This is a genomic window from Streptomyces sp. NPDC059037 (assembly GCF_042740015.1).
Taxonomy (GTDB): Bacteria; Actinomycetota; Actinomycetes; order Streptomycetales; family Streptomycetaceae; genus Streptomyces.
This window is the reverse complement of sequence record NZ_JBHYIG010000088.1, coordinates 1-22,527: the sequence shown is the minus strand read 5'-3', so window position 1 is coordinate 22,527 and position 22,527 is coordinate 1. Positions and strand designations below refer to the sequence as shown.

Sequence of the window (22,527 nt, the reverse complement as noted above, 5' to 3'; positions counted from 1 at the left end):
CTTTTCGCTGCCGGTTTCTCGCTGCCGGTTTCATTGTGGGGCAGCCCACTGACAACGCCCGCCGCTCGCGGTGCGGGCACCGGCACCGCAGTGCTCAGCGCCCGTTCCGCCCGCGGTCGTCCTCGTCGTCCCGCGAACCGAGCAACTCATCCGCCAAGGACGGCAGATCGTCCAGCGGAGTCTCCTCCGCCCAGTCGGAGCGCGGCCGCTGCCGGGGCGCGCCCTGCTCGTCGACCTGGGGCAGCTCGCGGGTCCGGTCGTTCCCGCCGGCAGGCGACGGGCGCTCGTCCCGGAAGTACCCCGGCGGCACCTTGTCCTCCCGGACCTGCGGCAGCACCGCCGTCTCGTCCACGGCCCCGGCGGGGGTCGGCGGCTGCGGCATCACCTCGGTGTCCTCAGCCCCGGAGGTCTGCGGGGTCACGACAGGCGTGGGCACGGTCGTCTCGTTGTCCGGCGCAGGAGCAGGAGCAGGGGCGGGAGCAGGGGCAGGAGCGGAAGCCGCAGCAGCGGAAGCCGCCGCCCGCGCGGAAGCCGCCTCGGCCTGAGCCGCGGCCAGCCTGCGCGCCTCCTCGGCCCGCAGCAACGCCTCCTCGGCCTTGCGCTGCTTCTCGATCCGCCGCGCCTCCGCCTCGGCCCGAAGCCGCGCCTCTTCCTCCGCCTCCCGGCGGCGCCGCGCCTCCTCGGCCGCGCGCACCTTCTCCTCGGCGAGCAGTCGCGCCTGCTCCTCCTCGGCCCGGCGCTTCGCCTCCTCGGCGCGCTGCCTGGCCTCCTCCGCCTGCCGCTCGGCCTCCAGGCGCTGCGCCTCCTCCAGCTCGCGGCGCGCGCGCTCCTCCTCCTCGGCGCGGAGCTTGGCGATCTGCTCCTGGCGCTCGCGCTCGATCCGCTCCTCCTCGGCCTTCCGCACGGCCTCTTCCTCGGCCTTGCGGCGCGCCTCTTCCTCGGCGGCCTTGCGGGCCTCCTCCTGCGCCTTCACCTCGGCCTCGGAGAGCGGAAGCACGAGGTCGAGCCGGTGCCGGATCACGGTGGTGACGGCCTCCGGCTCCTGCGCCGCGTCGACCACCAGGTAGCGCCCCGGGTCGGCGGCGGCGAGCGTCAGGAAACCGGACCGCACGCGCGCGTGGAACTCGGCGGGCTCCGACTCAAGACGGTCGGGCGCCTCCGTGAACCGCTCGCGGGCGGCCTCGGGGGACACGTCGAGCAGGCACGTCAGATGCGGTACGAGTCCGCCCGTTGCCCACCGGTTGATCCGGGCGACCTCGGTCGGCGACAGGTCGCGGCCCGCGCCCTGGTAGGCGACCGACGAGTCGATGTACCGGTCGGAGATGACCACGGCGCCACGCTCAAGGGCGGGCCGTACGACGGTGTCGACGTGCTCGGCGCGGTCGGCCGCGTACAGCAGCGCCTCGGCCCGGTGCGAAAGCCCGGCCGAAGACACATCGAGCAGGATCGACCGCAGCCGCTTCCCCACCGGGGTAGCTCCCGGCTCGCGCGTCACCACGACCTCGTGGCCCTTGGCCCGGATCCACTCGGCGAGCGCCTCGGCCTGCGTCGACTTGCCCGCGCCGTCGCCGCCCTCCAGGGCGATGAAGAAGCCCGTGCCTGCGGGTGCCTGCAGCGGGTCGTCGCCGCCGCGCAGCGCGTCGCGCAGATCGTGCCGCAGCGGTACGCCCTGCCGGTCGTCGACCTTGGCGAGCACCAGCGCGGCCACCGGCAGGAGCAGCGCGCCCACCAGCATCAGCGTGAAGGCGGCGCCTCCGTGGTCGAAGACGAACTTGCCGTTGACGAAGCGGTGCGGGCCGATCGCGGCGGCGACCACGGGGGCCACCAGGGCGCCCAGCGCCACGAAGAGACGTACGACCGCCTGGAGATGCTCGGTCGTGCGGGCCCGCCGGTAGTCCTCGACCTCCTGGTCGAGCAGCGCGTGCCCGGTGTTGGCGGCGATGCCCGCGGCCACACCGGTGAGCGCGAGGAGCAGCAGCACGGTCGTCACGTCGGGCACCAGGCCCGCGGCGAGCAGTGCGACGCCGGTGACGGCGATGGCGAGCGCGAGCAGCCGGCGGCGCGACAGCGAGGGCAGCACGGAGGGTGCCGTACGGATGCCGACGGCGGTGCCGCCGGTCAGCGCGAGGACGATCAGGCCGTACGTGACGGGCCCGCCGTCCAGGTCCTTGGCGTGCAGCACGGCGACGGCCACAGCGGCCGCGATGGCCCCGGCGATCGCGGCGCAGGCGGCGACGAGCAGCGGGATCGCGCCGGTGCGGCCCTTGTCGGTGCCGGCGCCGGTGCGCGGCCTGCGGAGCCCTTCGAGGGGGCTACGCGCGCGTGGCGTCTGCGTGGCGGGAAGTTCGAGGAAGTAGACGATCGACAGCGAGGCCGCGAAGAGCCCGGCGGCGACGAACGAGGCGAGCCCCGCCTGGTGCACCTCGAACCACTCGAGACCGGCACCGAGGAGGTTGCCGATCAGCGTGACGGTGACGAGCGCGGCGGCCGCGATGGGCAGCGCCACGAATCCCGTACGCAGCGACAGGCGCCGCAGCGCGTCCATGTGGTCCGGCAGCGGCCGTACCGTCGCGCCCTCCAGGGGCGGCGCGGGCAGCAGCGCGGGCGCCGCGCTCTCCCGGCACACCGTCCAGAAGCGCTCGGCGACGCCGATCACGAAGGCGGTGACAAGGAGCACCGCGAGCGCGTTCTCCGAAGTCCAGTCGATCCACAGCGGCGCGACGATCAGCAGCGCGGCCCGCAGACCGTCCGCCACGACCATCGTCCAGCGCCGGTCCAGCGGCCCGTCGGGCGAGGTGAGCGAGCTGAGCGGTCCGAGAAGCACCGCTCCGAAGAGCAGCGTCGCGAGAACGCGTGCTCCGAAGACAGCGGTTACGGCGAACGCGACCCCTCGGTACCCGCCCCCGAAGGCCGCCTCGGAGATCGCCGCCTGCAGGGCGAGGACCACCAGGACGAGGAGCGCGAGTGCGTCGCCGACACCGCCGACGAGCTGTGCGCTCCACAGCCGCTTCAGCTGCGGTGTGCGCAGCAACGCGCGGACGGCACGCTCTCGGGAATCTGCGACCAGGGCGTCGTCGGGGGCCGGGTTCCCGGCCGTTGGCTGCTCGGCACGCGTCATCCGTCCAGCCTATCTGGACGCACGGCTTCCCCGAGTGGCCGCCCGAACATACGCCCGCCTAGTTGCGGCACTCCGCACGCCAAACCCCACCCGGGCCGCCCCCGGTACGGGCAAGTACCCGCTCGCGTTGTGGGCAGGCGTTCCACACGGCGTACCCCACCCAGATCGCCCCCGTTGTGGGCAGACGTTCCACACGACCTATCCCACCCAGCCGCCCCCGTCGTGGGCAGACGTTCCACACGGCGCACCCCACCCAGACCGCCCCCGTTGTGGGCAGGCGTTCCGCACGGCGGAACGGGTGGGCACAACGCCCCGCTGCCGGGTACCGACAAACCAGGCGCCCGGCAAGGGAAACGTCAGTCCTCCGAAGCAGCAGCCTTACTAGAAGCCGCAGCCTTCTTCGCCGCAGCCGCAGCCGTAGCCGTAGCCGTCGTCTTCTTGGCGGCAGTCTTCTTGGCCGCAGTCTTAGAAGTCGCCGTCTTCTTGGCCGCGGTCTTCTTGGCGGCAGCCTTCTTCGCCGGAGCCTTCTTCGCCGCCTTCTTGGCGGTCTTCTTGGCCGGCCCCTTCGCCCGCTTCTCCGCGAGCAGCTCGTAGCCCCGCTCAGGAGTGATGTCCTCGACGGAGTCCGCCGCCCGCAGCGTCGCGTTCGTCTCGCCATCGGTGACGTACGCGCCGAAGCGCCCGTCCTTGACGACGACCGGCTTCCCGCTCACCGGGTCCTCGCCGAGCTCCTTCAGCGGCGGCTTGGCCGCGGCCCGCCCCCGCTGCTTGGGCTGCGCGTAGATCGCGAGCGCCTCTTCCAACGTGATGTTGAAGAGCTGCTCCTCGGTCTCGATGGACCGCGAGTCCGTGCCCTTCTTCAGGTACGGCCCGTAGCGCCCGTTCTGCGCGGTGATCTCGACGCCCTCGGCGTCGGCACCCACCACACGCGGCAGGGACATCAGCTTCAGCGCGTCCTCAAGCGTCACCGTGTCGAGCGACATGGACTTGAAGAGCGAGGCCGTCCGCGGCTTGACCGCGTTCTTGCCGGTCTTCGGAGTGCCCTCGGGGAGCACCTCGGTGACGTACGGGCCGTAGCGCCCGTCCTTGGCGACGATCTCGTGACCCGACGTGGGGTCGGTGCCCAGCGCGAAGTCACCGCTCGGCTTGGCGAGCAGCTCCTCGGCGTAGTCGACGGTCAGCTCGTCCGGCGGCAGATCGTCGGGCACATCGGCGCGCTGGTGGCCCTCCGCGTCCTTCTCGCCCCGCTCGATGTACGGGCCGTAGCGGCCGACCCGCAGCACGATGCCCTCGCCGACGGGGAAGGAGGAGATCTCCCTGGCGTCGATCGCGCCCAGGTCGGTCACCAGCTCCTTGAGCCCGCCGAGGTGGTCGCCGTCGCCGTTGCCCGCGCTGGAGGCGGCCCCCGCGTCGTCGCCCTCGCCGAAGTAGAACCGCTTCAGCCACGGCACGGCCTGCGCCTCGCCCCGCGCGATGCGGTCGAGGTCGTCCTCCATGCGTGCGGTGAAGTCGTAGTCGACGAGCCGCCCGAAGTGCTTCTCGAGCAGGTTGACGACCGCGAAGCTCAGGAAGGAGGGCACGAGGGCCGTCCCCTTCTTGAAGACGTACCCGCGGTCGAGGATGGTCCCGATGATCGACGCGTACGTCGACGGGCGACCGATCTCGCGCTCTTCCAGCTCCTTGACCAGCGACGCCTCGGTGTAGCGGGCCGGGGGCTTCGTCGCGTGGCCGTCGACCGAGATCTCCTCGGCGGAGAGCGCGTCGCCCTCGCTGACCTGCGGCAGCCTGCGCTCGCGGTCGTCCAGCTCGGCGTTCGGGTCGTCCGCGCCCTCGACGTACGCCTTGAGGAAGCCGTGGAAGGTGATGGTCTTGCCGGACGCGCTGAACTCGGCGTCGCGGCCGTCGGCCGCGGTGCCGCCGATCTTCACCGTGACGGAGTTTCCGGTCGCGTCCTTCATCTGGGAGGCGACGGTCCGCTTCCAGATCAGCTCGTAGAGCCGGAACTGGTCACCGGTCAGGCCGGTCTCGGCGGGCGTGCGGAAACGATCACCCGAGGGACGGATCGCCTCGTGCGCCTCCTGCGCGTTCTTGACCTTCCCGGCGTACGTGCGGGGCTTGTCCGGCAGGTAGTCGGCGCCGTACAGCTGCGTGACCTGGGCGCGAGCGGCGCCGATGGCCGTGTCGGACAGCGTCGTGGAGTCCGTACGCATGTAGGTGATGAAGCCGTTCTCGTACAGCTTCTGGGCCACCTGCATGGTCGCCTTCGCACCGAAGCCGAGCTTGCGCGAGGCCTCCTGCTGCATCGTCGTCGTACGGAACGGCGCGTACGGAGAGCGGCGGTAGGGCTTGGACTCGACGGAGCGGACCGAGAACCGGGTGTTCTCCAGGGCCGCGGCGAGCGCGCGTGCGTTCGTCTCGTCGAGGTGCAGCGTGTCGGACTTGAGCTGCCCGACCGAGTTGAAGTCGCGGCCCTGCGCGATGCGCTTGCCGTCGACCGTGGTGAGGCGGGCGACCAGCTGCGAGGGGTCGGACGCGTCACCGGTGCGGCCCGTGCCGAACGTACCCGTCAAGTCCCAGTACTCGGCGGAGCGGAAGGCGATGCGCTCGCGCTCACGCTCGACGACGAGGCGGGTCGCCACGGACTGGACACGGCCGGCCGACAGGCGCGGCATGACCTTCTTCCACAGGACCGGCGAGACCTCGTAGCCGTAGAGACGGTCGAGGATCCGGCGGGTCTCCTGGGCGTCGACCATGCGCTTGTTGAGCTCGCGCGGGTTGGCGACGGCCTCGCGGATCGCGTCCTTGGTGATCTCGTGGAAGACCATCCGGTGGACCGGGACCTTGGGCTTCAGGACTTCCTGGAGGTGCCACGCGATGGCTTCGCCCTCGCGGTCCTCATCGGTGGCGAGGAAGAGTTCGTCGGAGTCCTTCAGCAGGTCTTTGAGCTTCTTGACCTGCGCCTTCTTGTCGGAGTTCACGACATAGATCGGCTGGAAGTCATGCTCGACGTCCACGCCGAGGCGGCGCACCTCGCCGGTGTACTTCTCGGGCACCTCGGCGGCGCCGTTCGGCAGGTCGCGGATGTGCCCGACGCTCGCCTCGACTACGTAGCCGGGGCCGAGGTAACCCTTGATCGTCTTCGCCTTGGCAGGCGACTCGACGATGACGAGTCGGCGGCCGCCCTTTGCGGTCTCGCTGGTCGGGGACAACTTCGCTCTTCTCTCCGGATCGGTACTCGGTGGCCGTACCAGTACTCGGTGGCCGTACTGGCTGGCCTCGCTCGGTGCGCTTGAGTTGCGCCGTCGCTGCGGAGTGTGACGGTACATCCCGCCCCCGTGTCAAACGGGAAAAGCCCACAACGGCCACTCGAACGGTAACCCGACTACCGCCCTTCCTGCCGCCCGGAGTGGCGACCTGCCCTTTGACCACCGGCGGCGGGCCTACGGCCCGGTCCCGCCGCACATCCGCCGACATCGTCCGCGCGGCCACCGCCACCTACCGACACAGCGGGGTGAGGCATCACACTCACAGCCGGGTGAAGCACCACACTCCGAGCACCAGTGCGCCCGCTCCGGCGAGCACGGCGAGCGTCGCCGATGCGACAGGGTTCACACCGTGGGCGACGGGTGCGCGGTGTGCCACGCGTGCCCCGGTCCAGAGCAGCAGCCCGGCTCCGAACAGCGCGAACACCGTGCCCGCGAAGATCGCTGGCCCACTCTCCATGGCATTTCCTCCCCGTACCGACTTCCCGGCTTGGGAACTTGGCACGCCCGGGAAGCCGGGGCGCGAACCCCGGGTTAACGGCGGGCGCCCGGCGCGCGTCACCGCCGGCCCACACCGCTCCGTACACGCCTTCGGGCCCCGCCGGCAGACCCGACGGCGCCCAACTCGACCGGAACTCGTCGCCACGGAGCCTGTTCGCGCCGTACGCACCTTCTTGTGGACCACTGTGCGACGCCGCACGCCGCAGCACCGGTACCGACCCGATGCGGTCCCGGTTTTCCGGCGCTCTTCGGCACGCAAACCGACCCGATGGCCCAGCGCGGTCGCGGTCGCGTACGGGACCTGCCGTACCGCCATCGCCCGCAGGCGGCTACCCGCCTGGACGCATGGCGTGCTAGACCCCGGCCGGCTCCAGGAAGCCCTGCTCCACGAGCAGCCGGATCTGCGCGGGCGTGCGGTCCCGCAGCAATACGGGGTCCTCACCGACCAGTTGGGCGATGGCGTCGAGGATCCGCCCGGCGCTCAGCGACCCGTCGCACACCCCGGCGAAGCCCGCCCCCACCGTGTCCACCTTGGTGGCGCGCCGCATCCCGCGGTGCTGGCGCAGCACGACATGCTCCGGATCCTCGGCACCCGGCAGGCCGACCTGCTCCTGCACCACCTCGTCGGCGAGCTTGAAGTGCCCGGCGAGCAGCGCGGCGTCGTCGTGCGCCCGCAGGAAGTCCTGGCGCGCGAAGTGCGCCCGCACCGTCTCGCCGAGGGGCTGCTCGACGGGGTGCGGCCACTCCTCCACGGTCACCGACGGCTCGGCGCTCCCTGCGGCTGCAGCCGTCTTGCGCAGAGTGATCCAGCCGAACCCGACCGCGCGCGTCTTACGGGCGTCGAACTCGTCGAGCCACGCGTCGTACCGCGCCGCGTACTCCTCCGGATCCGTCCGGTGATCCCCCGCGTCCCGCAGCCACAGCTCGGCGTACTGCGTGATGTCCTGCACCTCGCGCTGCACGATCCACGCGTCGCACCCACGCGGCACCCAGGAGCGGAGCCGCTCGGTCCACTCCTCGCCGTCCACGTGCTGCCAGTTGGCCAGGAAGTGCGCGTACCCCCCTTCGTTCAGTCTTTCCCCCGCCTGCTGAACGAGCGACCGGCACAGATCGTCCCCGCTCATCCCGCCGTCGCGGTAGGTGAGCCGCGCCCCGGGCGAGATCACGAAGGGCGGATTGGACACGATGAGGTCGTACGTCTCCTCGCCCACCGGCTCGAAGAGCGAGCCCTCGAGCACGGTGGCGACGGGGGCCCCGGACAGCGCGAGGGTGAGCCGGGTGATGTGCAGCGCCCGGGGGTTGAGGTCCGTCGCGGTCACCCGCGTCGCGTGCTGCGCGGCGTGCAGCGCCTGGATCCCGGAGCCGGTGCCGAGGTCGAGCGCGCTCTCCACCGGCGTACGCACGGTGAGCCCCGCGAGCGTCGTGGACGCCCCGCCGACCCCGAGCACGACACCCTCGTCATGGCTGCCGATGCCGCCGGCACCGCCGACCGCGCACCCGAGGTCCGAGACGATGAACCAGTCCTCGCCGTCAGGACCGCCGTACGGCCGCACGTCCACGGTCGCCGCGAGGCCGCCGTCCGCCTCGGCCAGCCAACCGCTCTCCAGGAGAGCGTCGACCGGCAAAACCGCCGCCACGCGCGCGTGCGGCACGGTCCGCTGCAACAGGAAGAGCCGTACGAGCGTCTCCAGCGCCCCGTCACCACGCGTGGCCCGCAGCGCGGGCACGGTCTCGCTGCGCGCGAGCGCGGCATAGGCGGGCGCCCCAAGGAGTTCGAGCAGCCCATCAGCGGTGAAGTCGACCGCCAGCAGGGCTTCCCGCAACTGAGCGGCAACATCGAGACGATCGGACGAGGGCAGGGGGGCGCTAGCAATACTCACCCCCTCATTGTGACCCGCATCCACCTCTCCCCGCTGTGCACAGCCGGCCGCCCCCGCTGTGGGCAGGCGTTCCGCACGGCGGAACGGGTGGGCACAGCCCACAGCCGCCGGGCACCGACACAACGCAACGCTGCCCCGACGCCGGGGGAAACCCAGCTCCGGGGCAGCACAGCAAAAAAGAGGGTCCTAGGACGCGGAAGGCGTAGCGGAAGCCGACTTGCAGCTGTCCTGCTTGCTCATCGCCTTCCCCACCTCACCCTCCTGCAACTTCTCCAACGCCTCGTTCCCACTCTTGCTCAGCTTGTCCAACTCACCCGCGACGGACTTCAGCCCATCCGCGAAGTCCGCCTGGTTCTTGGTGTCGAGCCCGTCGACCTTCTTCTTCAGGTCGCCGTACGACTTGGAGATCGCGTTCAGCTCCTTGACCGCGTCATCGGTCTTCTTCTGACCCCCGTCGACCGGCGGGGCACCCGCGTCCTTCACCGCGGCGCCCATCGCCTTGTAGGCGTCGGACATGTCCTGGAACGCCTTGGAGTCGGTCTTCTGGACGTCCTCCGGCGAGCTGTTGTCCGACGTCTCCTTCTGGATCGCGGCATTGGCGTCAGCGATCTTCTTCGACTGCGGCTGCACCGAGTCGCAGACGTCCTTGGCCCAGGCGTCCAGCTCCTCGTTCCCGTCGTCGCTGCAGCCCGACAGCGCCAGTACCAGTACCGCACCGCCGGACAGTGCGGCAGCAAGCTTCTTGTTCACCGGATTGGTCCCTTCCATGGCTCTCGGCCCCGGAACTTACACGCCAACTGGGCTACAACCGCATGCCAGAGGTCCGTTACGCCCGCTATTAAAGCCATTTGCACCACACAAACAAGGCGAGAGAAGGCTCACCACACACACGACGGGCGGACGCCGCGTCAAAACGCGCCGTCCGCCCGCGTGTTGGGCAGGGTCTGACCCGGTGTTACGAGACCACGGCGGGGTCGGCCGAATTCGCCACCCGCTCCTCGCCTCCGTCCTCCTCGTCGCCCACGGCGATGCCGCGGCGCTTGGAGATGTACACCGCGCCGATGATGACCAGGATGGCAAGCACCGCGATCAGTGCCCGCAACCCGGCGCTGGCGTCGTCCCCGTAACTGAACTGGACGACCGCGGGCGCAATCAGCAGCGCCACCAGGTTCATCACCTTCAGCAAGGGGTTGATCGCCGGACCCGCGGTGTCCTTGAACGGGTCGCCGACGGTGTCACCGATGACCGTCGCGGCATGGGCCTCGCTGCCCTTGCCGCCGTGGTGACCGTCCTCGACGAGCTTCTTCGCGTTGTCCCACGCGCCGCCGGAGTTGGCGAGGAACACCGCCATCAACGTGCCCGTTCCGATCGCGCCGGCCAGGAACGAGCCGAGTGCGCCGACGCCGAGCGAGAAGCCGACCGCGATCGGCGTGAGCACGGCGAGCAGACCCGGCGTGGCCAGCTCGCGCAGCGCGTCCTTGGTGCAGATGTCGACGACGCGCCCGTACTCCGGTTCCTCGCTGTAGTCCATGATCCCGGGGTGCTCGCGGAACTGCCGCCGCACCTCGTAGACCACGGCTCCCGCCGACCGCGACACCGCGTTGATCGCGAGCCCCGAGAAGAGGAAGACGACCGCGGCGCCCAGGATCAGGCCCACCAGGTTGTTGGGCTGCGAGATGTCCATCACCAGGTTCATCGGGGCGCCGTCGCCGAGTTTCTCGCCGACGTCCTTGGCCGATTCCGCGATGGCGTCGCGGTACGACCCGAAGAGCGCCGCTGCCGCGAGTACGGCCGTGGCGATGGCGATGCCCTTCGTGATGGCCTTCGTGGTGTTGCCGACGGCGTCCAGGTCGGTGAGCACCTGCGCGCCCGCGCCCTCGACGTCGCCGGACATCTCGGCGATGCCCTGCGCGTTGTCGGAGACGGGCCCGAAGGTGTCCATGGCGACGATGACACCGACGGTGGTCAGCAGCCCGGTACCCGCGAGGGCCACCGCGAAGAGGGCGAGCATGATCGACGTACCGCCGAGCAGGAACGCCCCGTACACACCGAGCCCGATCAACAGCGCGGTGTAGACGGCCGATTCGAGGCCGATCGAGATGCCGGCCAGGACAACGGTGGCAGGACCGGTGAGCGAGGTCTTGCCGATGTCCTTCACCGGACGCCGGGTGGTCTCCGTGAAGTAGCCGGTGAGCTGCTGGATCAGCGCGGCCAGGACGATGCCGATGGCCACGGCGACGACCGCGAGGATCCGCGGATCGCCGTCGTGTGCCCTGATCGCCGCGTCCGTGACTCCGTCCAGATCCGCGTACGTGGACGGGAGATAGACGAAGACGGCCACCGCGACGAGCGCCAGCGAGATGAACGCGGAGATGAAGAATCCGCGGTTGATGGCGCTCATGCCGCTGCGGTCGGAGCGCCGTGGCGCCACCGCGAAGATCCCGATCATCGCCGTCACGACGCCGATCGCCGGGACGATCAACGGGAAGGCGAGTCCGGAGTCACCGAACGCGACCTTCCCGAGGATCAGCGCGGCGACCAGGGTCACGGCGTACGACTCGAAGAGGTCGGCGGCCATGCCCGCACAGTCGCCGACGTTGTCGCCCACGTTGTCGGCGATGGTCGCGGCATTCCTCGGGTCGTCCTCCGGAATGCCCTGCTCGACCTTGCCGACCAGGTCGGCGCCGACGTCGGCGGCCTTGGTGAAGATGCCGCCGCCGACACGCATGAACATCGCGATCAGCGCCGCCCCGAGGCCGAAGCCTTCGAGGACCTTCGGCGCGTCGGCGGCGTAGACGAGCACCACACAGGAGGCGCCCAGAAGACCGAGCCCCACCGTGAACATGCCGACGACGCCGCCCGTGCGGAAAGCGATCTTCATGGCCTTGTGCGATACGGCGGTGAGATCCTTTTCGGGTTCACCTTCCGCTGGGGTGGCCTCTCGGGCGGCGGCCGCCACACGGACATTGCTGCGTACGGCGAGCCACATGCCGATATAGCCGGTGGTCGCCGAGAACGCCGCACCGATCAGGAAGAAGATCGATCGGCCGGCACGCTGATTCCAGTCGTCCGCGGGCAGCAGCATGAGCAGGAAGAACACCACGACGGCGAATACGCCGAGAGTGCGCAACTGCCGGCCCAGATAGGCATTGGCGCCCTCCTGGATCGCTTTCGCGATCTTCTTCATGCTGTCGGTGCCCTCGTCGGCCGCGAGCACCTGGCGTACGAGCACCCAGGCGACCACGAGAGCCGCGATCGCGACGGCCGCGATGACCATCACGATGAGGCGGTTGTCGTCGGTCAGTACTGCGGCTGCGAAGGTTGAGGGGTGGTCAAACTGATGAGGGGTAGAAAGCCCCGCCATTCGTCCTCCTTGACGCTGGGGCTGAGCTCAAGATGTGGACGGATTGTAGGGAGCGGAACCTGATCAAAACAGAGCGCCGCAAACGGAATTGGCGCGAGATTGCTCCCCAGCAAATGATCGCGACCGCGGATTGCCCCCGAAAGCGGTAATGCCCCAAAACCGTTGACGGGGGTCGCTGGACCGATACGCCATTCGGCGCAAAGCCCGCGGCAAATGACCGGGACAATCCCCCGGAGAAATGATCAAAGTATGGATCGGTGCGGTGATCAAGCATTGATCAAAAAGAAAGGCCCTGCTCACCGGGTCGGGAGCAGGACCTTGAGGGACCGCGGCACCCCGCCGCGCGGGGCCGGCCGCGTGGCGTCAGGTCAGTGTCGCCGGAGTCGTGGGCCAGGTCATCCGAATGAGTCCGCCGGACTCGCCCGCGGTGACCTCCACGTCGTCCACGAGCCCGCTGATGACGGCGAGACCCATCTCGTCCTCGCCCTCGAGCTCGTCGGATTCGCCACCTGAGCCGGGCACCCGGTCACCGGGAGCCGAACGGGGGGCTTCGTCGCCCACTTCGATGGAGAACTGCTTCTCGTCCTCGATCAGCGCGACCCGCACCGGCGCGTCGACGCCGTTGCTCTGATGGAGACCGACGGCGCGTGTGCAGGCCTCGCCGACGGCGAGCCTGACCTCGTCGAGGACCGCCTCGTCCACCCCGGCCCTGCGCGCGACGGCCGCCGCCACGAGGCGGGCGGTCCTGACGTGCTCGGGCAGCGCGCTGAAGCGGAGCTCAACGGTGGCCATGCAATCCCCCTCGGACGTACGCGCGTGCTGTCAGAGGGCCGGGCCGAGGGCCCGGTCCCCTGCTTGTACTGCCACCCCGGGGCCGACCGACGGCCGGCCCGGGACATCCGACACTCAGTCGGTGGCCGCGACCGCTTCCTCGACCGAGGTGTGAATGGGGAACACCTTGGTCAGGCCGGTGATGCGGAAGATCTTGAGAATGCGCTCCTGGTTGCAGACCAGGCGCAGCGAGCCCTCATGGGCACGCACCCGCTTCAGGCCGCCGACCAGCACGCCGAGTCCGGTGGAGTCGAGGAAGTCCACGCCCTCCATGTCGACGACCAGATGGAAACTGCCGTCGTTCACCAACTCGACCAACTGCTCGCGCAGCTTGGGCGCGGTATACACATCGATTTCGCCACCGACCTCGACGACCGTACGATCGCCGACGGTACGGGTCGACAGGGACAGGTCCACGGATCCTCCAGCACCTTGCTATCGAGCGGTCATCCCTCGGGACACCTCGGCAGAGCCCCCAGGACGGATCGCCAGCCGCGATGGCATTCAATCACTTACCGGCAGGCGTGCACGACGCCTTGGGACCATTGTCCATCCCGCCAGTGACAGACTCGGTGCCGATGGCCAACTTTTCCCCTCCCGGCGAACCCTCCACGGGCGCCCCGGAACGCACGTCTCCACGGACGGTCCTGGACCGGCTCACCGCGGGACCGAGCCGTGCTTCGCGCGTCACTCATACGGAGCACTTGCCCCCGCGCGCGGCCCGCTATGCAGTCTGGCCCGATCGCATCCGTCCCGAGGTCATCTCCGCCGTCCAGGCAGCGGGCATCGAGCACCCCTGGGCCCACCAGGCACAAGCCGCCGAGCACGCCCTGGACGGCGAGTCGGTCATCGTCGCCACCGGCACCGCGTCGGGAAAGTCACTGGCCTACCTCACCCCCGTCCTCTCGGCACTCCTCGACGGCTCCGAGGCCCCCAACGGCCGCGGCTCGACCGCGCTGTATCTCGCCCCCACCAAGGCCCTGGCCGCCGACCAGCGCCGCGCCGTCCGCGAGCTCGCGGCCCCCCTCGGCAACGCGATCCGCCCCGCGGTCTACGACGGTGACACCCCCGTCGAGGAACGCGAATGGGTACGTCAGTACGCCAACTACGTCCTGACCAACCCCGACATGCTGCACCGCGGGATACTCCCGTCCCACCCCCGCTGGTCCGCCTTCCTGCGCGCCCTGCGCTATGTCGTGATCGACGAGTGCCACACCTACCGCGGCGTCTTCGGCTCGCACGTCGCCCAGGTCCTGCGCCGCCTCCGCCGGCTGTGTGCCCGCTACGGCTCCGATCCCGTCTTCCTCCTCGCCTCCGCCACCTCGGCCGAGCCCGCCGTCGCCGCCGAGCGCCTCACCGGACTGCCCGTGAAGGAGGTCGCCGACGACGCCTCGCCCCGCGGCGATCTCGTCTTCGCCCTCTGGGAACCCCCGCTCACCGAGCTGCACGGCGAGAAGGGCGCACCCGTCCGCCGCACCGCCACCGCCGAGACGGCCGACCTGCTGACCGACCTCACCGTCCAGGGCGTCCGCTCGGTCGCCTTCGTACGCTCCCGGCGCGGCGCCGAACTGATCTCGGTCATCGCCCAGGAACGCCTCGCCGAGGTCGACCGCTCCCTCACCCGCCGCGTCGCCGCCTACCGGGGCGGCTATCTCCCCGAGGAACGCCGGGCCCTGGAGCAGGCGCTGCACTCCGGGGAACTCCTCGGCCTCGCGGCCACCACCGCCCTCGAACTCGGCGTGGACGTATCGGGGTTGGACGCCGTCGTCATCGCCGGCTATCCCGGGACGCGCGCCTCGCTCTGGCAGCAGGCGGGGCGTGCCGGACGCTCCGGGCAGGGCGCGCTCGCCGTCCTCGTCGCCCGCGACGACCCGCTGGACACCTATCTCGTCCACCACCCCGAGGCTCTGTTCCAGCAGCCCGTGGAGTCCACCGTCCTCGACCCCGACAATCCGTACGTCCTCGCGCCCCACCTCTGCGCGGCGGCCGCGGAACTTCCCTTGGTCGACGAGGACTTGGCCCTTTTCGGTCCCGCCGCCGAGGAGCTCCTCCCGCAACTGGAGGCCGCGAAGCTGCTGCGCCGCCGCACCAAGGCCTGGCACTGGACCCGCCGGGAGCGGGCCGCCGACCTCACCGACATCCGCGGCGGGGGCGGCAGCCCCGTCCAGATCGTCGAGGAGGGCACCGGCCGACTGCTCGGCACCGTCGACGCCTCCGCCGCGCACACCGCCGTGCACGAGGGCGCGGTCCACCTCCACCAGGGGCGTACGTATCTGGTGCGGCACCTCGATCTGGAGGACTCGGTGGCCCTGGTCGAGCAGGCCGAACCGCCCTACTCCACGACCGCCCGCGACACCACCGCCATCGCCATCCTGGAGACGGACGTCGAGATCCCCTGGGGCGAGGGCCGCCTCTGCTACGGCTCCGTCGAAGTCACCAACCAGGTCGTCTCCTTCCTGCGCCGCAAGCTGATCACCGGCGAAGTCCTCGGCGAGACCAAGCTGGACCTGCCGCCCCGCACCCTGCGCACCAAGGCGGTGTGGTGGACGGTCACCGAGGACCAGCTGGACGCCGCCCGGATCAATCCGGAGATCCTCGGCGGCGCCCTGCACGCCGCCGAGCACGCCTCCATCGGCATGCTGCCGCTCTTCGCGACGTGCGACCGCTGGGACATCGGCGGGGTCTCCGTGCCGCTGCACCCGGACACGCTCCTGCCGACCGTCTTCGTGTACGACGGCCATCCCGGCGGCGCGGGCTTCGCCGAGCGGGCCTTCCACACGGCCCGCGAGTGGCTGACGGCCACCCGGCAGGCCATCGCCTCCTGTGAGTGTGACGCCGGCTGCCCGTCCTGCATCCAGTCCCCCAAATGCGGCAACGGCAACGACCCCCTCCACAAACGCGGCGCGGTCCGCCTCCTCTCGACCCTCCTCAGGGACGCGCCGGCTGCCTGACAGCTGAGTCGCGCGCGGCGGCGCAAGGTTCGCGCCCGGATCGGGCTCGGGCGCGTCGGCTGTGGGTGACTCCGGATCGGGTACCTCCGGGGCTGCCCCCAGGGCAGGTACCTCCGGCGTCGGCGCTACCGGACCCGCCGGCCCCGCCCGCGATCTGACCTCCGACACGAACGGCCCGAAGTCCGCCGCCGCGGTGACGTCCGAGATCTCGCCGTGCACCGCGCACCGCACGATGCGCGTCCCCTGCGCCTCGGCTACCCGCCCGGCCCGCGCACACGCCCCGGAGCGCCCCTCCATCCAGTGGTCCGCCGCCGCGAGCGCCGCCAAGTCGGCCGCGCCGCCCGCCCGATGACGCGCGACGATCACCTGCCCCATCGCCAGAACCGCGCCGCAGATCACACACAACACGGCCATCACGACGACTACCCAGACGGTGGCGGCGCCACGGTCCGACACGGCGGTGGCGGCGCCACGGTCCGACGGGGCCGTGGCGGCACCCCGACCCGAAGCGGCGGCCGCGGTGCCGACCGGCCGCCGGGAAGCGCCCGTGCCGGCCTCGCCGCTCCTCACGTCCCCACCCCCACCGTCTCCTCCGCCAACGCCACCGCCTCCGAACGCAGCCGCAACCCGAGCCCCAGCGCTTCCGGCCCCGGCGAGTTGGCCACGACCGCCACGCGGACCAGGTCGCCGTCCCGTCGCACCGCCACCGACGCACCGCGCGGCGCCGCCTGGCGGGCCGCCGCCACGGCCGCGCTCTCGGGGTCCTGCCGGGCCATCGCGCGAGCCCCGGCCCGCGCCGCGTCCACGCACTGGATCTGCGCGGACGCGGTCAGCAGCGCCCAGACCAGCGCCATCGTGAACAGGACCAGCGTCGGCAGCACCACGGCAGCCTCAGCGGTCACGAACCCCGCGTCTCGGTCCCGATCCCGCGCCCGAAGCGAGCGCCACACCTTCCGCCCACCCGGAGCCCTCTCAGAACTGGACATCGAGGGCCTTCTCCACGACCGCCTGCAGCGCCGCCCTGACCTGCCCGCTCGTCACCACCTTGTAGAGCAGCCCGGCGAACCCCACCGCCGCGATCAGCCCCATCGCGTACTCCGAAGTGACCATCCCCGAGTCCCCACGCACCGCACGCACCCCGCGTCGCAGCCCCCGCGCACACACCTGTCCCCACATCTCAACCCCCATGAAAATTCTGTCAGTTCGGTATATTCCGCCTGCCGCTCAGCCCTTCAGCAGGCCCTCCGCAAGGCCGATCACCACCGGCAGCACCCCCACCGCGACGAACGCGGGCAGGAAGCACAGCCCCACCGGCGCCGTCATCAGCACGCCGGCCCTGCGCGCCGCCGCCATCGCCGCACGCCCCCGTTCCGCCCGGCAGTCCGCGGCGAGGCGCGTCACCGGCTCCGCCGCCGGAGCCCCTGACTCGCCCGCCCGTTCCAGCAGGCCGGCCAGCGCCCCCGCGCCCGGTATCGCGGCCAACATCCGCCAGGCATCGGCTGGTTCGCTCCCGAGCCGCACCTCCGCCGCCCCGCGTGCCAGGCGTTCACCGACCGGCCCCTTCAGCGCCTCCCCGACGGCTTGCGCAGCCACCACGGGCCCCGCGCCCGCCGCGACACAGGCCGCCAACAGATCTGCCGCCAAGGGCAGTTGCCGAGAGGCCTCCGCGGCGTCGAACTCCGGGACGGCCTCACCCCGCCCGCGCCACCACCGCAACACCCCGTATCCCGCGCCCAACCCCAACAGAGCGCCCGGAACCCCTCCGACCAGCACCCACCCGGCACTCACCGCACCGGCCGCCGCGAGCCATCTCCGCAGCGCTTCCCGCCGCCAGGGCCAAGCCCGCGCCGGACCACTGGAGGCAGGCACCCCCAGCACCACCCCCGTCCGGCACCGCACCGCCCGCTCCCGTCGCGCCGCCAGCACCGCCGACGCCAGCCACAGGACGGCCACGGCTCCCCACACGGCCACCCCCAGCTTGTGGACAACCACGTTCATCGCTCCTCCGTCCCTCGTACGATCCGCAGCGCCCACCACACGCCCGCGCCCTCCAACGCCCCGCCCACCACCAGGCACCCGAGCCCCGCCCCCGTGTGCAGCAACACCCGCAGCGGTGCCGCGCCGAGTGCGCTGCCCATGAGCAGCCCGAGCACGGGCAACCCGGCGAGCATCACCGCCGTGGACCGGGCTCCCGCCAACTGGGCCCGCAGATCGGCACGTTGGTCGCGCTCCGACCGCAGCGCGCCCTCCAGCCGTTCGAGCCCCGCCGCGAGCCCGGCGCCGCGGTCCACCGCCACCCGCCAGCACGCCGCGAGCCCCAGCAGCCCCTGCGCCCCCGGCTCGCGCGCGGCCGCCTCGAGCGCCCCCGGCACGTCACCGCCGAACCGCGCCGCCGCGAGCACCGCGGCCCGTGCCTCCCCCAGCCCTGCACCACCCCCGGCATCGGCATCCGGACCACCGACCGCGGCCTTCAACGCCTCGCCCGGCTGCCGTCCCGCCCGCACCTCGCCCGCGAGCGTTCCGCACAGCGCGATCACCTCGGCGGCCCGCCGCTCCCCCGCGATCCGCGCGTCCCGGGCCCGCCGCACCCGCCGTATCAACGGCACTCCCCCGGCGCCCACGACCAGCGGCACCACGGACTCCCCGAGGAGCGCGACCACCGCCCCGCCCGCCAGGCACCACCACTCGTGCCGCACCCGCCCGCTCGCCGCGGCCACCGCCCGCCACCACGCCGAACCGTCCGGCACCGCAGAACCGCAACCGAGCACCACCCTCGCCCGCCGCAGCGCCCGATCGCGCCCGGCCAACAGCCAGGCCGCACCTCCCGCGCACAGCGCCGCCGCCCACACCGGCGCCACCACCCCCACCGTGCTCACCGCGCACCCCCGAGGAGCCCGTCGAGCCGCTCCCAGCCGCGCTCCCGTACGAAGGAACGCTCGCCCCACCGCAGCGCCGGCACGGTCATCACGAAGCCCGACGGGTCGCGCTCCAGGACATGCACCTCGGCGATCCGCCGCCGCCCTGTCCGGTCCCGTACGAGATGGAGGACCACGGACAGCGCGGCCGCCAACTGGCTGTGCAGCGCCGCCCGGTCGAGCCCCGCCGCCGTCCCCAGTGCCTCAAGCCGCGCGGGCACATCCCCCGCCGCGTTGGCATGCACCGTGCCGCAGCCGCCTTCATGGCCCGTATTCAGCGCGGCCAGCAGATGGACCACCTCGGCGCCCCGCACCTCGCCCACGACGAGCCGGTCGGGCCGCATCCGCAGGGCCTGCCGCACCAGGTCGTCCAGGCCCACCTGTCCCGTGCCCTCCTGGTTCGCGGGCCTGGCCTCCAGGCGCACCACATGCGGGTGGTCGGGGCGCAGCTCCGCCGAGTCCTCGGCGAGCACGATCCGCTCCCCCGGCCCGACCAGGCCGAGCAGCGCGCTCAGCAGCGTCGTCTTGCCGGAGCCCGTCCCGCCACTGATCAGGTACGAGAGCCTCGCGTCGAGCAGCGCCCGCAGCACCCGGTCCCCGCCCGGCGGCACCGTGCCGGCCGCGACCAGTTCCGCGAGGGTGAAGGCCTTGGGCCGTACGACACGCAAGGAGAGGCAGGTCGAGCCGACGGCGACCGGTGGCAGCACCGCGTGGAGGCGGGTGCCGTCCGGGAGCCGTGCGTCCACCCAGGGCCTCGCGTCGTCGAGTCGTCGCCCCGCCACGGCCGCGAGCCGCTGTGCGAGCCGCCGCACCGCCGCCGCGTCCTCGAAGAACACGGTGGTCAGCTCCAGGCCGCCGCCCCTGTCCACCCACACCCGGTCGGGAGCGGACACCAGCACATCGGTCACCGAGGCGTCCGCGAGCAAGGACTCCAGTGGCCCGGCGCCCACCAGCTCCGAGCGCAACTGCGTGGCCGCGCCGAGGACTTCCGCGTCGCCGAGCACCCTGCCCTGCGCCCGGAGTGCCTCGGCGACCCGGGCCGGGGTCGGCTCGGTGCCGCTCTCGGCGAGCCACTGGCGCACTCCGTCCAGCATCCTGGCCCCGACGACGGCGCTCATGAGCCGCCTCCGGTGGCGTCGACGGGGACCCGCTCCCAGAAGGCCGTACAGAAGCGCGCGAGCGGCCCCCGTGCGACGCCTCCTGGTGGCATGCCCCCGGCCTGCGCCGCCAACAGTCCGGCTTCTCTGGGAAGTTCACCCACCAGTGGCAGCCCGATCAGCCTGGCGACCTCTTCCGCGTCGAAGCCGCCGAGGCCGCCGAAGCCGCCCGCACCCGCCGGACCGCCGGCGCCACCTCCGACCACCACTCGCAGGTCCCGCAGCACCATCCCCACCGCCGACGCGACCCGTCGCGCCCCTGCCACCGCGCGCAGCTCCGCCGGAACCACAAGGAGCCCCAGGTCGACCTGGGCCAGCGCCTCGGCCACTCCTTCGTCCACCCGGCGCGGCAGGTCCACGACCACCACGCCGCCCCGCCGGCGGGCCGCCGCGATCACCGCCCTCATGGCATCCGGCGGAATGACCACCGCATCGCCCCGGTCCCAGCTGAGGACGCGCAGCGAGTGCAGCTCGGGCAGCGACTCTTCGAGGGCGCCACCGCCGACCCGTCCCCTGGACTGGGCGAAGGCGGGCCAGCGCAGCCCGTCGGCCGATTCGCCGCCCAGGAGCAGGTCGAGCCCGCCGCCGAGCGGGTCGGCGTCGACGAGCATCGTGCGCCGCCCCGCGCGGGCCGCCGTGACCGCCAGCGCGCAGGCCAGTGTCGACGCGCCGGCGCCACCGCTCCCGCCGATCACCCCGACGGTGAGCGCGGGCCGCCCCACGCCCTCGGCCACGTCGGCGATGCGGTCCACCAGCCAGCGCTCGCCGTCGGGCAGGACGAGGACATGGTCGGCGCCGATCTCCACCGCGCGCTGCCAGACCCCGGAATCATCCTGATCCCTGCCGACCAGCACGACCCCGCGCCTGCGCGCGGCCCCCCGCACCCGGTCCACCGCGTCGTCCCCGACCAGCACGAGCGGGGCGGCGTCCCAGCCGCCTCTGCGCTCCGGCACCCCGTGCTGCACCTCGGGTCGCGCGCCCGCCGCGGCGCACAGCCGCAGCAGGTCGTCCAGCAGGTCCACATCTTCCGTGACGATCAGCGGTCCGCTCTGCCGTCCGTCGGACTGCGGCGGCCTGTCGTCCGTAATCACTCCAGCCACGATCTCCTGCCCCCTCTCACTCCAAGCCCCGTGAATGCCGCGTTCCACATCGGCGAAGAACCGGCCAAAGCAATCCGGCCATGAACTTCGCGTGCAGAACGAGCGGAATCAGCGTGCAGCGATCCCGGAAATCGTGTGGATCTTGGTCAATTACTGTGGACAAGACGTGGGCTGTGAATATCCCCTTCACCCATACCGGTGACATCCCGAAGACTTCCGCAGTGCAGCCTGACGGCTACGCACAGTGACGAATCACGGGCAAGCGAAAGGGCCGCCGAATCGGCGGCCCAGACGCGTCACGTGATCGGATCGGAGTCGTACGAAGCCCGTAAAACCCATCCGGACATGCGACGACCCCCGCCGGGGGGGAGAGCGGGGGTCGTCCCCACGGTCCGACTCGGGGGGGGAGGAGCCAGACCGGGTTAGCACGGTCGCGAACGATCCGTGACTTCCATGGTGTACCCGAGAGCCTTCTCAGGCAAACCCACGCGCCTCACCTTACGCCGAATGGTGGGCGCCTATGCTCGGGCTCGTGGAAAACCACTCCTTGCCTCGCACAGCCGCCTTCTTTGACCTGGACAAGACGGTCATTGCGAAGTCGAGCACTCTCACCTTCAGCAAGTCGTTCTACCAAGGCGGCCTGATCAACCGCAGGGCGGTACTCCGGACCGCCTATGCGCAGTTCGTCTTCCTCGCCGGCGGCGCCGATCACGACCAGATGGAGCGGATGCGCGAGTACCTGTCCGCGCTCTGCCGCGGATGGAACGTGCAGCAGGTCAAGGAGATCGTCGCCGAGACGCTGCACGACCTGATCGACCCGATCATCTACGACGAGGCAGCGTCCCTCATCGAGGAGCACCACACCGCTGGCCGCGACGTCGTCATCGTCTCCACATCGGGCGCCGAGGTCGTCGAGCCGATCGGGGAGCTCCTGGGCGCGGACCGGGTGGTCGCCACCCGAATGGTCGTGGGCGACGACGGATGCTTCACGGGCGAGGTGGAGTACTACGCCTACGGCCCCACCAAGGCGGCCGCCATCAAGGAGCTCGCGGTCTCCGAGGGGTACGACCTGGACCGCTGCCACGCCTACAGCGACTCGGTGACCGACATCCCGATGCTGAAGTCCGTCGGACATCCGCACGCGGTCAACCCCGATCGCGCGCTGCGCCGCGAGGCCGTCTCGCGCGGGTGGCCGATTCTCGACTTCCACCGTCCGGTGCGGCTCAAGGAGCGGCGGCAGAAGCCGTCCCGTCCGGCGCTCGTGGCGGTGGCCGCGGTGGGCGCGGCGGCTGCCACAGCGGGTCTCGTCTGGTTCGCCAGCAGGCGCCGGACACCCCGCGCCCGATTCACCCTTATTTGAACCTAAAAGTAAAGAAGTAGGGCCAGGACTTCCGCTTACCCCAGGACAGGAGTACAAAGGAGTCAACGGCCCGCGAGACCAAGGACC

The 22,527-nt window shown here is 71.5% G+C and carries 16 protein-coding genes and 1 pseudogene; 2 read left to right on the top strand and 15 right to left on the bottom strand.

Annotated elements, in window-relative coordinates; all coding sequences use genetic code 11:
* Positions 1–94: 94 nt before the first annotated feature.
* The 8 genes from tmk to bldG all read right to left on the bottom strand — a co-directional run bounded on the left by tmk (position 95) and on the right by bldG (position 13,374).
* Positions 95–3,118, bottom strand: coding sequence for a dTMP kinase (gene tmk, locus ACFWY6_RS19765; RefSeq protein WP_384691876.1), 3,024 nt, complete (start codon positions 3,116–3,118; stop codon positions 95–97).
* A gap of 356 nt (positions 3,119–3,474) precedes the next feature.
* A complete protein-coding gene (gene topA, locus ACFWY6_RS19760) occupies positions 3,475–6,327 on the bottom strand; it encodes a type I DNA topoisomerase (RefSeq protein ID WP_384691873.1) in 2,853 nt (950 codons plus the stop codon).
* Positions 6,328–6,643: 316 nt separating this feature from the next.
* Positions 6,644–6,841, bottom strand: coding sequence for a hypothetical protein (locus ACFWY6_RS19755; RefSeq protein ID WP_384691870.1), 198 nt, complete (start codon positions 6,839–6,841; stop codon positions 6,644–6,646).
* A gap of 394 nt (positions 6,842–7,235) precedes the next feature.
* On the bottom strand, positions 7,236–8,762 hold the full coding sequence (locus ACFWY6_RS19750) for a methyltransferase (protein ID WP_384691867.1): 1,527 nt from the start codon (positions 8,760–8,762) through the stop codon (positions 7,236–7,238).
* 186 nt (positions 8,763–8,948) lie between these two features.
* Entirely contained in the window at positions 8,949–9,530 is a 582-nt protein-coding gene (locus ACFWY6_RS19745; protein WP_266863890.1) for a small secreted protein, read from the bottom strand.
* Between the two features lie 187 nt (positions 9,531–9,717).
* The gene (locus ACFWY6_RS19740) at positions 9,718–12,126 is read right to left on the bottom strand and encodes a sodium-translocating pyrophosphatase (RefSeq protein ID WP_384691864.1); all 2,409 of its coding nucleotides are present in this window, start codon (positions 12,124–12,126) and stop codon (positions 9,718–9,720) included.
* 363 nt (positions 12,127–12,489) lie between these two features.
* Positions 12,490–12,918, bottom strand: coding sequence for an ATP-binding protein (locus ACFWY6_RS19735; RefSeq protein WP_266863894.1), 429 nt, complete (start codon positions 12,916–12,918; stop codon positions 12,490–12,492).
* Between the two features lie 114 nt (positions 12,919–13,032).
* On the bottom strand, positions 13,033–13,374 hold the full coding sequence (bldG, locus tag ACFWY6_RS19730) for an anti-sigma factor antagonist BldG (RefSeq protein WP_003975386.1): 342 nt from the start codon (positions 13,372–13,374) through the stop codon (positions 13,033–13,035).
* A gap of 80 nt (positions 13,375–13,454) precedes the next feature.
* On the opposite strand from bldG, the gene ACFWY6_RS19725 reads away from it, so the two are divergent.
* The gene (locus ACFWY6_RS19725) at positions 13,455–15,908 is read left to right on the top strand and encodes a DEAD/DEAH box helicase (protein WP_384691862.1); all 2,454 of its coding nucleotides are present in this window, start codon (positions 13,455–13,457) and stop codon (positions 15,906–15,908) included.
* Between the two features lie 150 nt (positions 15,909–16,058).
* On the opposite strand, the pseudogene ACFWY6_RS19720 reads toward ACFWY6_RS19725, so the two are convergent.
* The 7 genes and pseudogenes from ACFWY6_RS19720 to ssd form a co-directional block, all read right to left on the bottom strand.
* Positions 16,059–16,364: pseudogene (locus tag ACFWY6_RS19720) on the bottom strand (Rv3654c family TadE-like protein); the annotation flags it as partial.
* Positions 16,365–16,474: 110 nt separating this feature from the next.
* Positions 16,475–16,810: a TadE family type IV pilus minor pilin gene (locus tag ACFWY6_RS19715; protein WP_384691859.1), complete on the bottom strand. Its 336-nt coding sequence runs from the start codon at positions 16,808–16,810 to the stop codon at positions 16,475–16,477.
* Positions 16,811–16,880: 70 nt separating this feature from the next.
* Positions 16,881–17,096 (bottom strand): DUF4244 domain-containing protein, encoded by a 216-nt coding sequence (locus tag ACFWY6_RS19710; RefSeq protein ID WP_384691856.1) that lies wholly within the window; start codon positions 17,094–17,096, stop codon positions 16,881–16,883.
* A gap of 36 nt (positions 17,097–17,132) precedes the next feature.
* Positions 17,133–17,906, bottom strand: coding sequence for a type II secretion system F family protein (locus ACFWY6_RS19705; protein ID WP_384691853.1), 774 nt, complete (start codon positions 17,904–17,906; stop codon positions 17,133–17,135).
* Positions 17,903–18,784: a type II secretion system F family protein gene (locus ACFWY6_RS19700; protein ID WP_384691850.1), complete on the bottom strand. Its 882-nt coding sequence runs from the start codon at positions 18,782–18,784 to the stop codon at positions 17,903–17,905. The genes ACFWY6_RS19705 and ACFWY6_RS19700 overlap by 4 nt, the downstream gene beginning before the upstream one ends.
* Positions 18,781–19,941 (bottom strand): TadA family conjugal transfer-associated ATPase, encoded by a 1,161-nt coding sequence (locus ACFWY6_RS19695; RefSeq protein ID WP_384691847.1) that lies wholly within the window; start codon positions 19,939–19,941, stop codon positions 18,781–18,783. Before ACFWY6_RS19695 ends, ACFWY6_RS19700 begins: the two co-directional genes overlap by 4 nt.
* Positions 19,938–21,080: a septum site-determining protein Ssd gene (gene ssd / locus ACFWY6_RS19690; RefSeq protein WP_384691844.1), complete on the bottom strand. Its 1,143-nt coding sequence runs from the start codon at positions 21,078–21,080 to the stop codon at positions 19,938–19,940. The genes ACFWY6_RS19695 and ssd overlap by 4 nt, the downstream gene beginning before the upstream one ends.
* A gap of 520 nt (positions 21,081–21,600) precedes the next feature.
* On the opposite strand from ssd, the gene ACFWY6_RS19685 reads away from it, so the two are divergent.
* Positions 21,601–22,440, top strand: coding sequence for an HAD family hydrolase (locus ACFWY6_RS19685; RefSeq protein WP_384691841.1), 840 nt, complete (start codon positions 21,601–21,603; stop codon positions 22,438–22,440).
* The last annotated feature ends 87 nt before the right edge of the window (positions 22,441–22,527 follow it).

Coding starts and splice junctions, on each gene's coding strand:
- tmk (WP_384691876.1), bottom strand. CDS start 3,118: ATGACGCGTGCCGAGCAGCCAACGGCCGGGAACCCGGCCCCCGACGAC.
- ACFWY6_RS19695 (WP_384691847.1), bottom strand. CDS start 19,941: ATGAGCGCCGTCGTCGGGGCCAGGATGCTGGACGGAGTGCGCCAGTGG.
- ACFWY6_RS19725 (WP_384691862.1), top strand. CDS start 13,455: ATGGCATTCAATCACTTACCGGCAGGCGTGCACGACGCCTTGGGACCA.
- ACFWY6_RS19705 (WP_384691853.1), bottom strand. CDS start 17,906: ATGAACGTGGTTGTCCACAAGCTGGGGGTGGCCGTGTGGGGAGCCGTG.
- ACFWY6_RS19710 (WP_384691856.1), bottom strand. CDS start 17,096: ATGGGGGTTGAGATGTGGGGACAGGTGTGTGCGCGGGGGCTGCGACGC.
- ACFWY6_RS19755 (WP_384691870.1), bottom strand. CDS start 6,841: ATGGAGAGTGGGCCAGCGATCTTCGCGGGCACGGTGTTCGCGCTGTTC.
- ACFWY6_RS19745 (WP_266863890.1), bottom strand. CDS start 9,530: ATGGAAGGGACCAATCCGGTGAACAAGAAGCTTGCTGCCGCACTGTCC.
- ACFWY6_RS19685 (WP_384691841.1), top strand. CDS start 21,601: ATGCTCGGGCTCGTGGAAAACCACTCCTTGCCTCGCACAGCCGCCTTC.
- ACFWY6_RS19735 (WP_266863894.1), bottom strand. CDS start 12,918: ATGGCCACCGTTGAGCTCCGCTTCAGCGCGCTGCCCGAGCACGTCAGG.
- ACFWY6_RS19740 (WP_384691864.1), bottom strand. CDS start 12,126: ATGGCGGGGCTTTCTACCCCTCATCAGTTTGACCACCCCTCAACCTTC.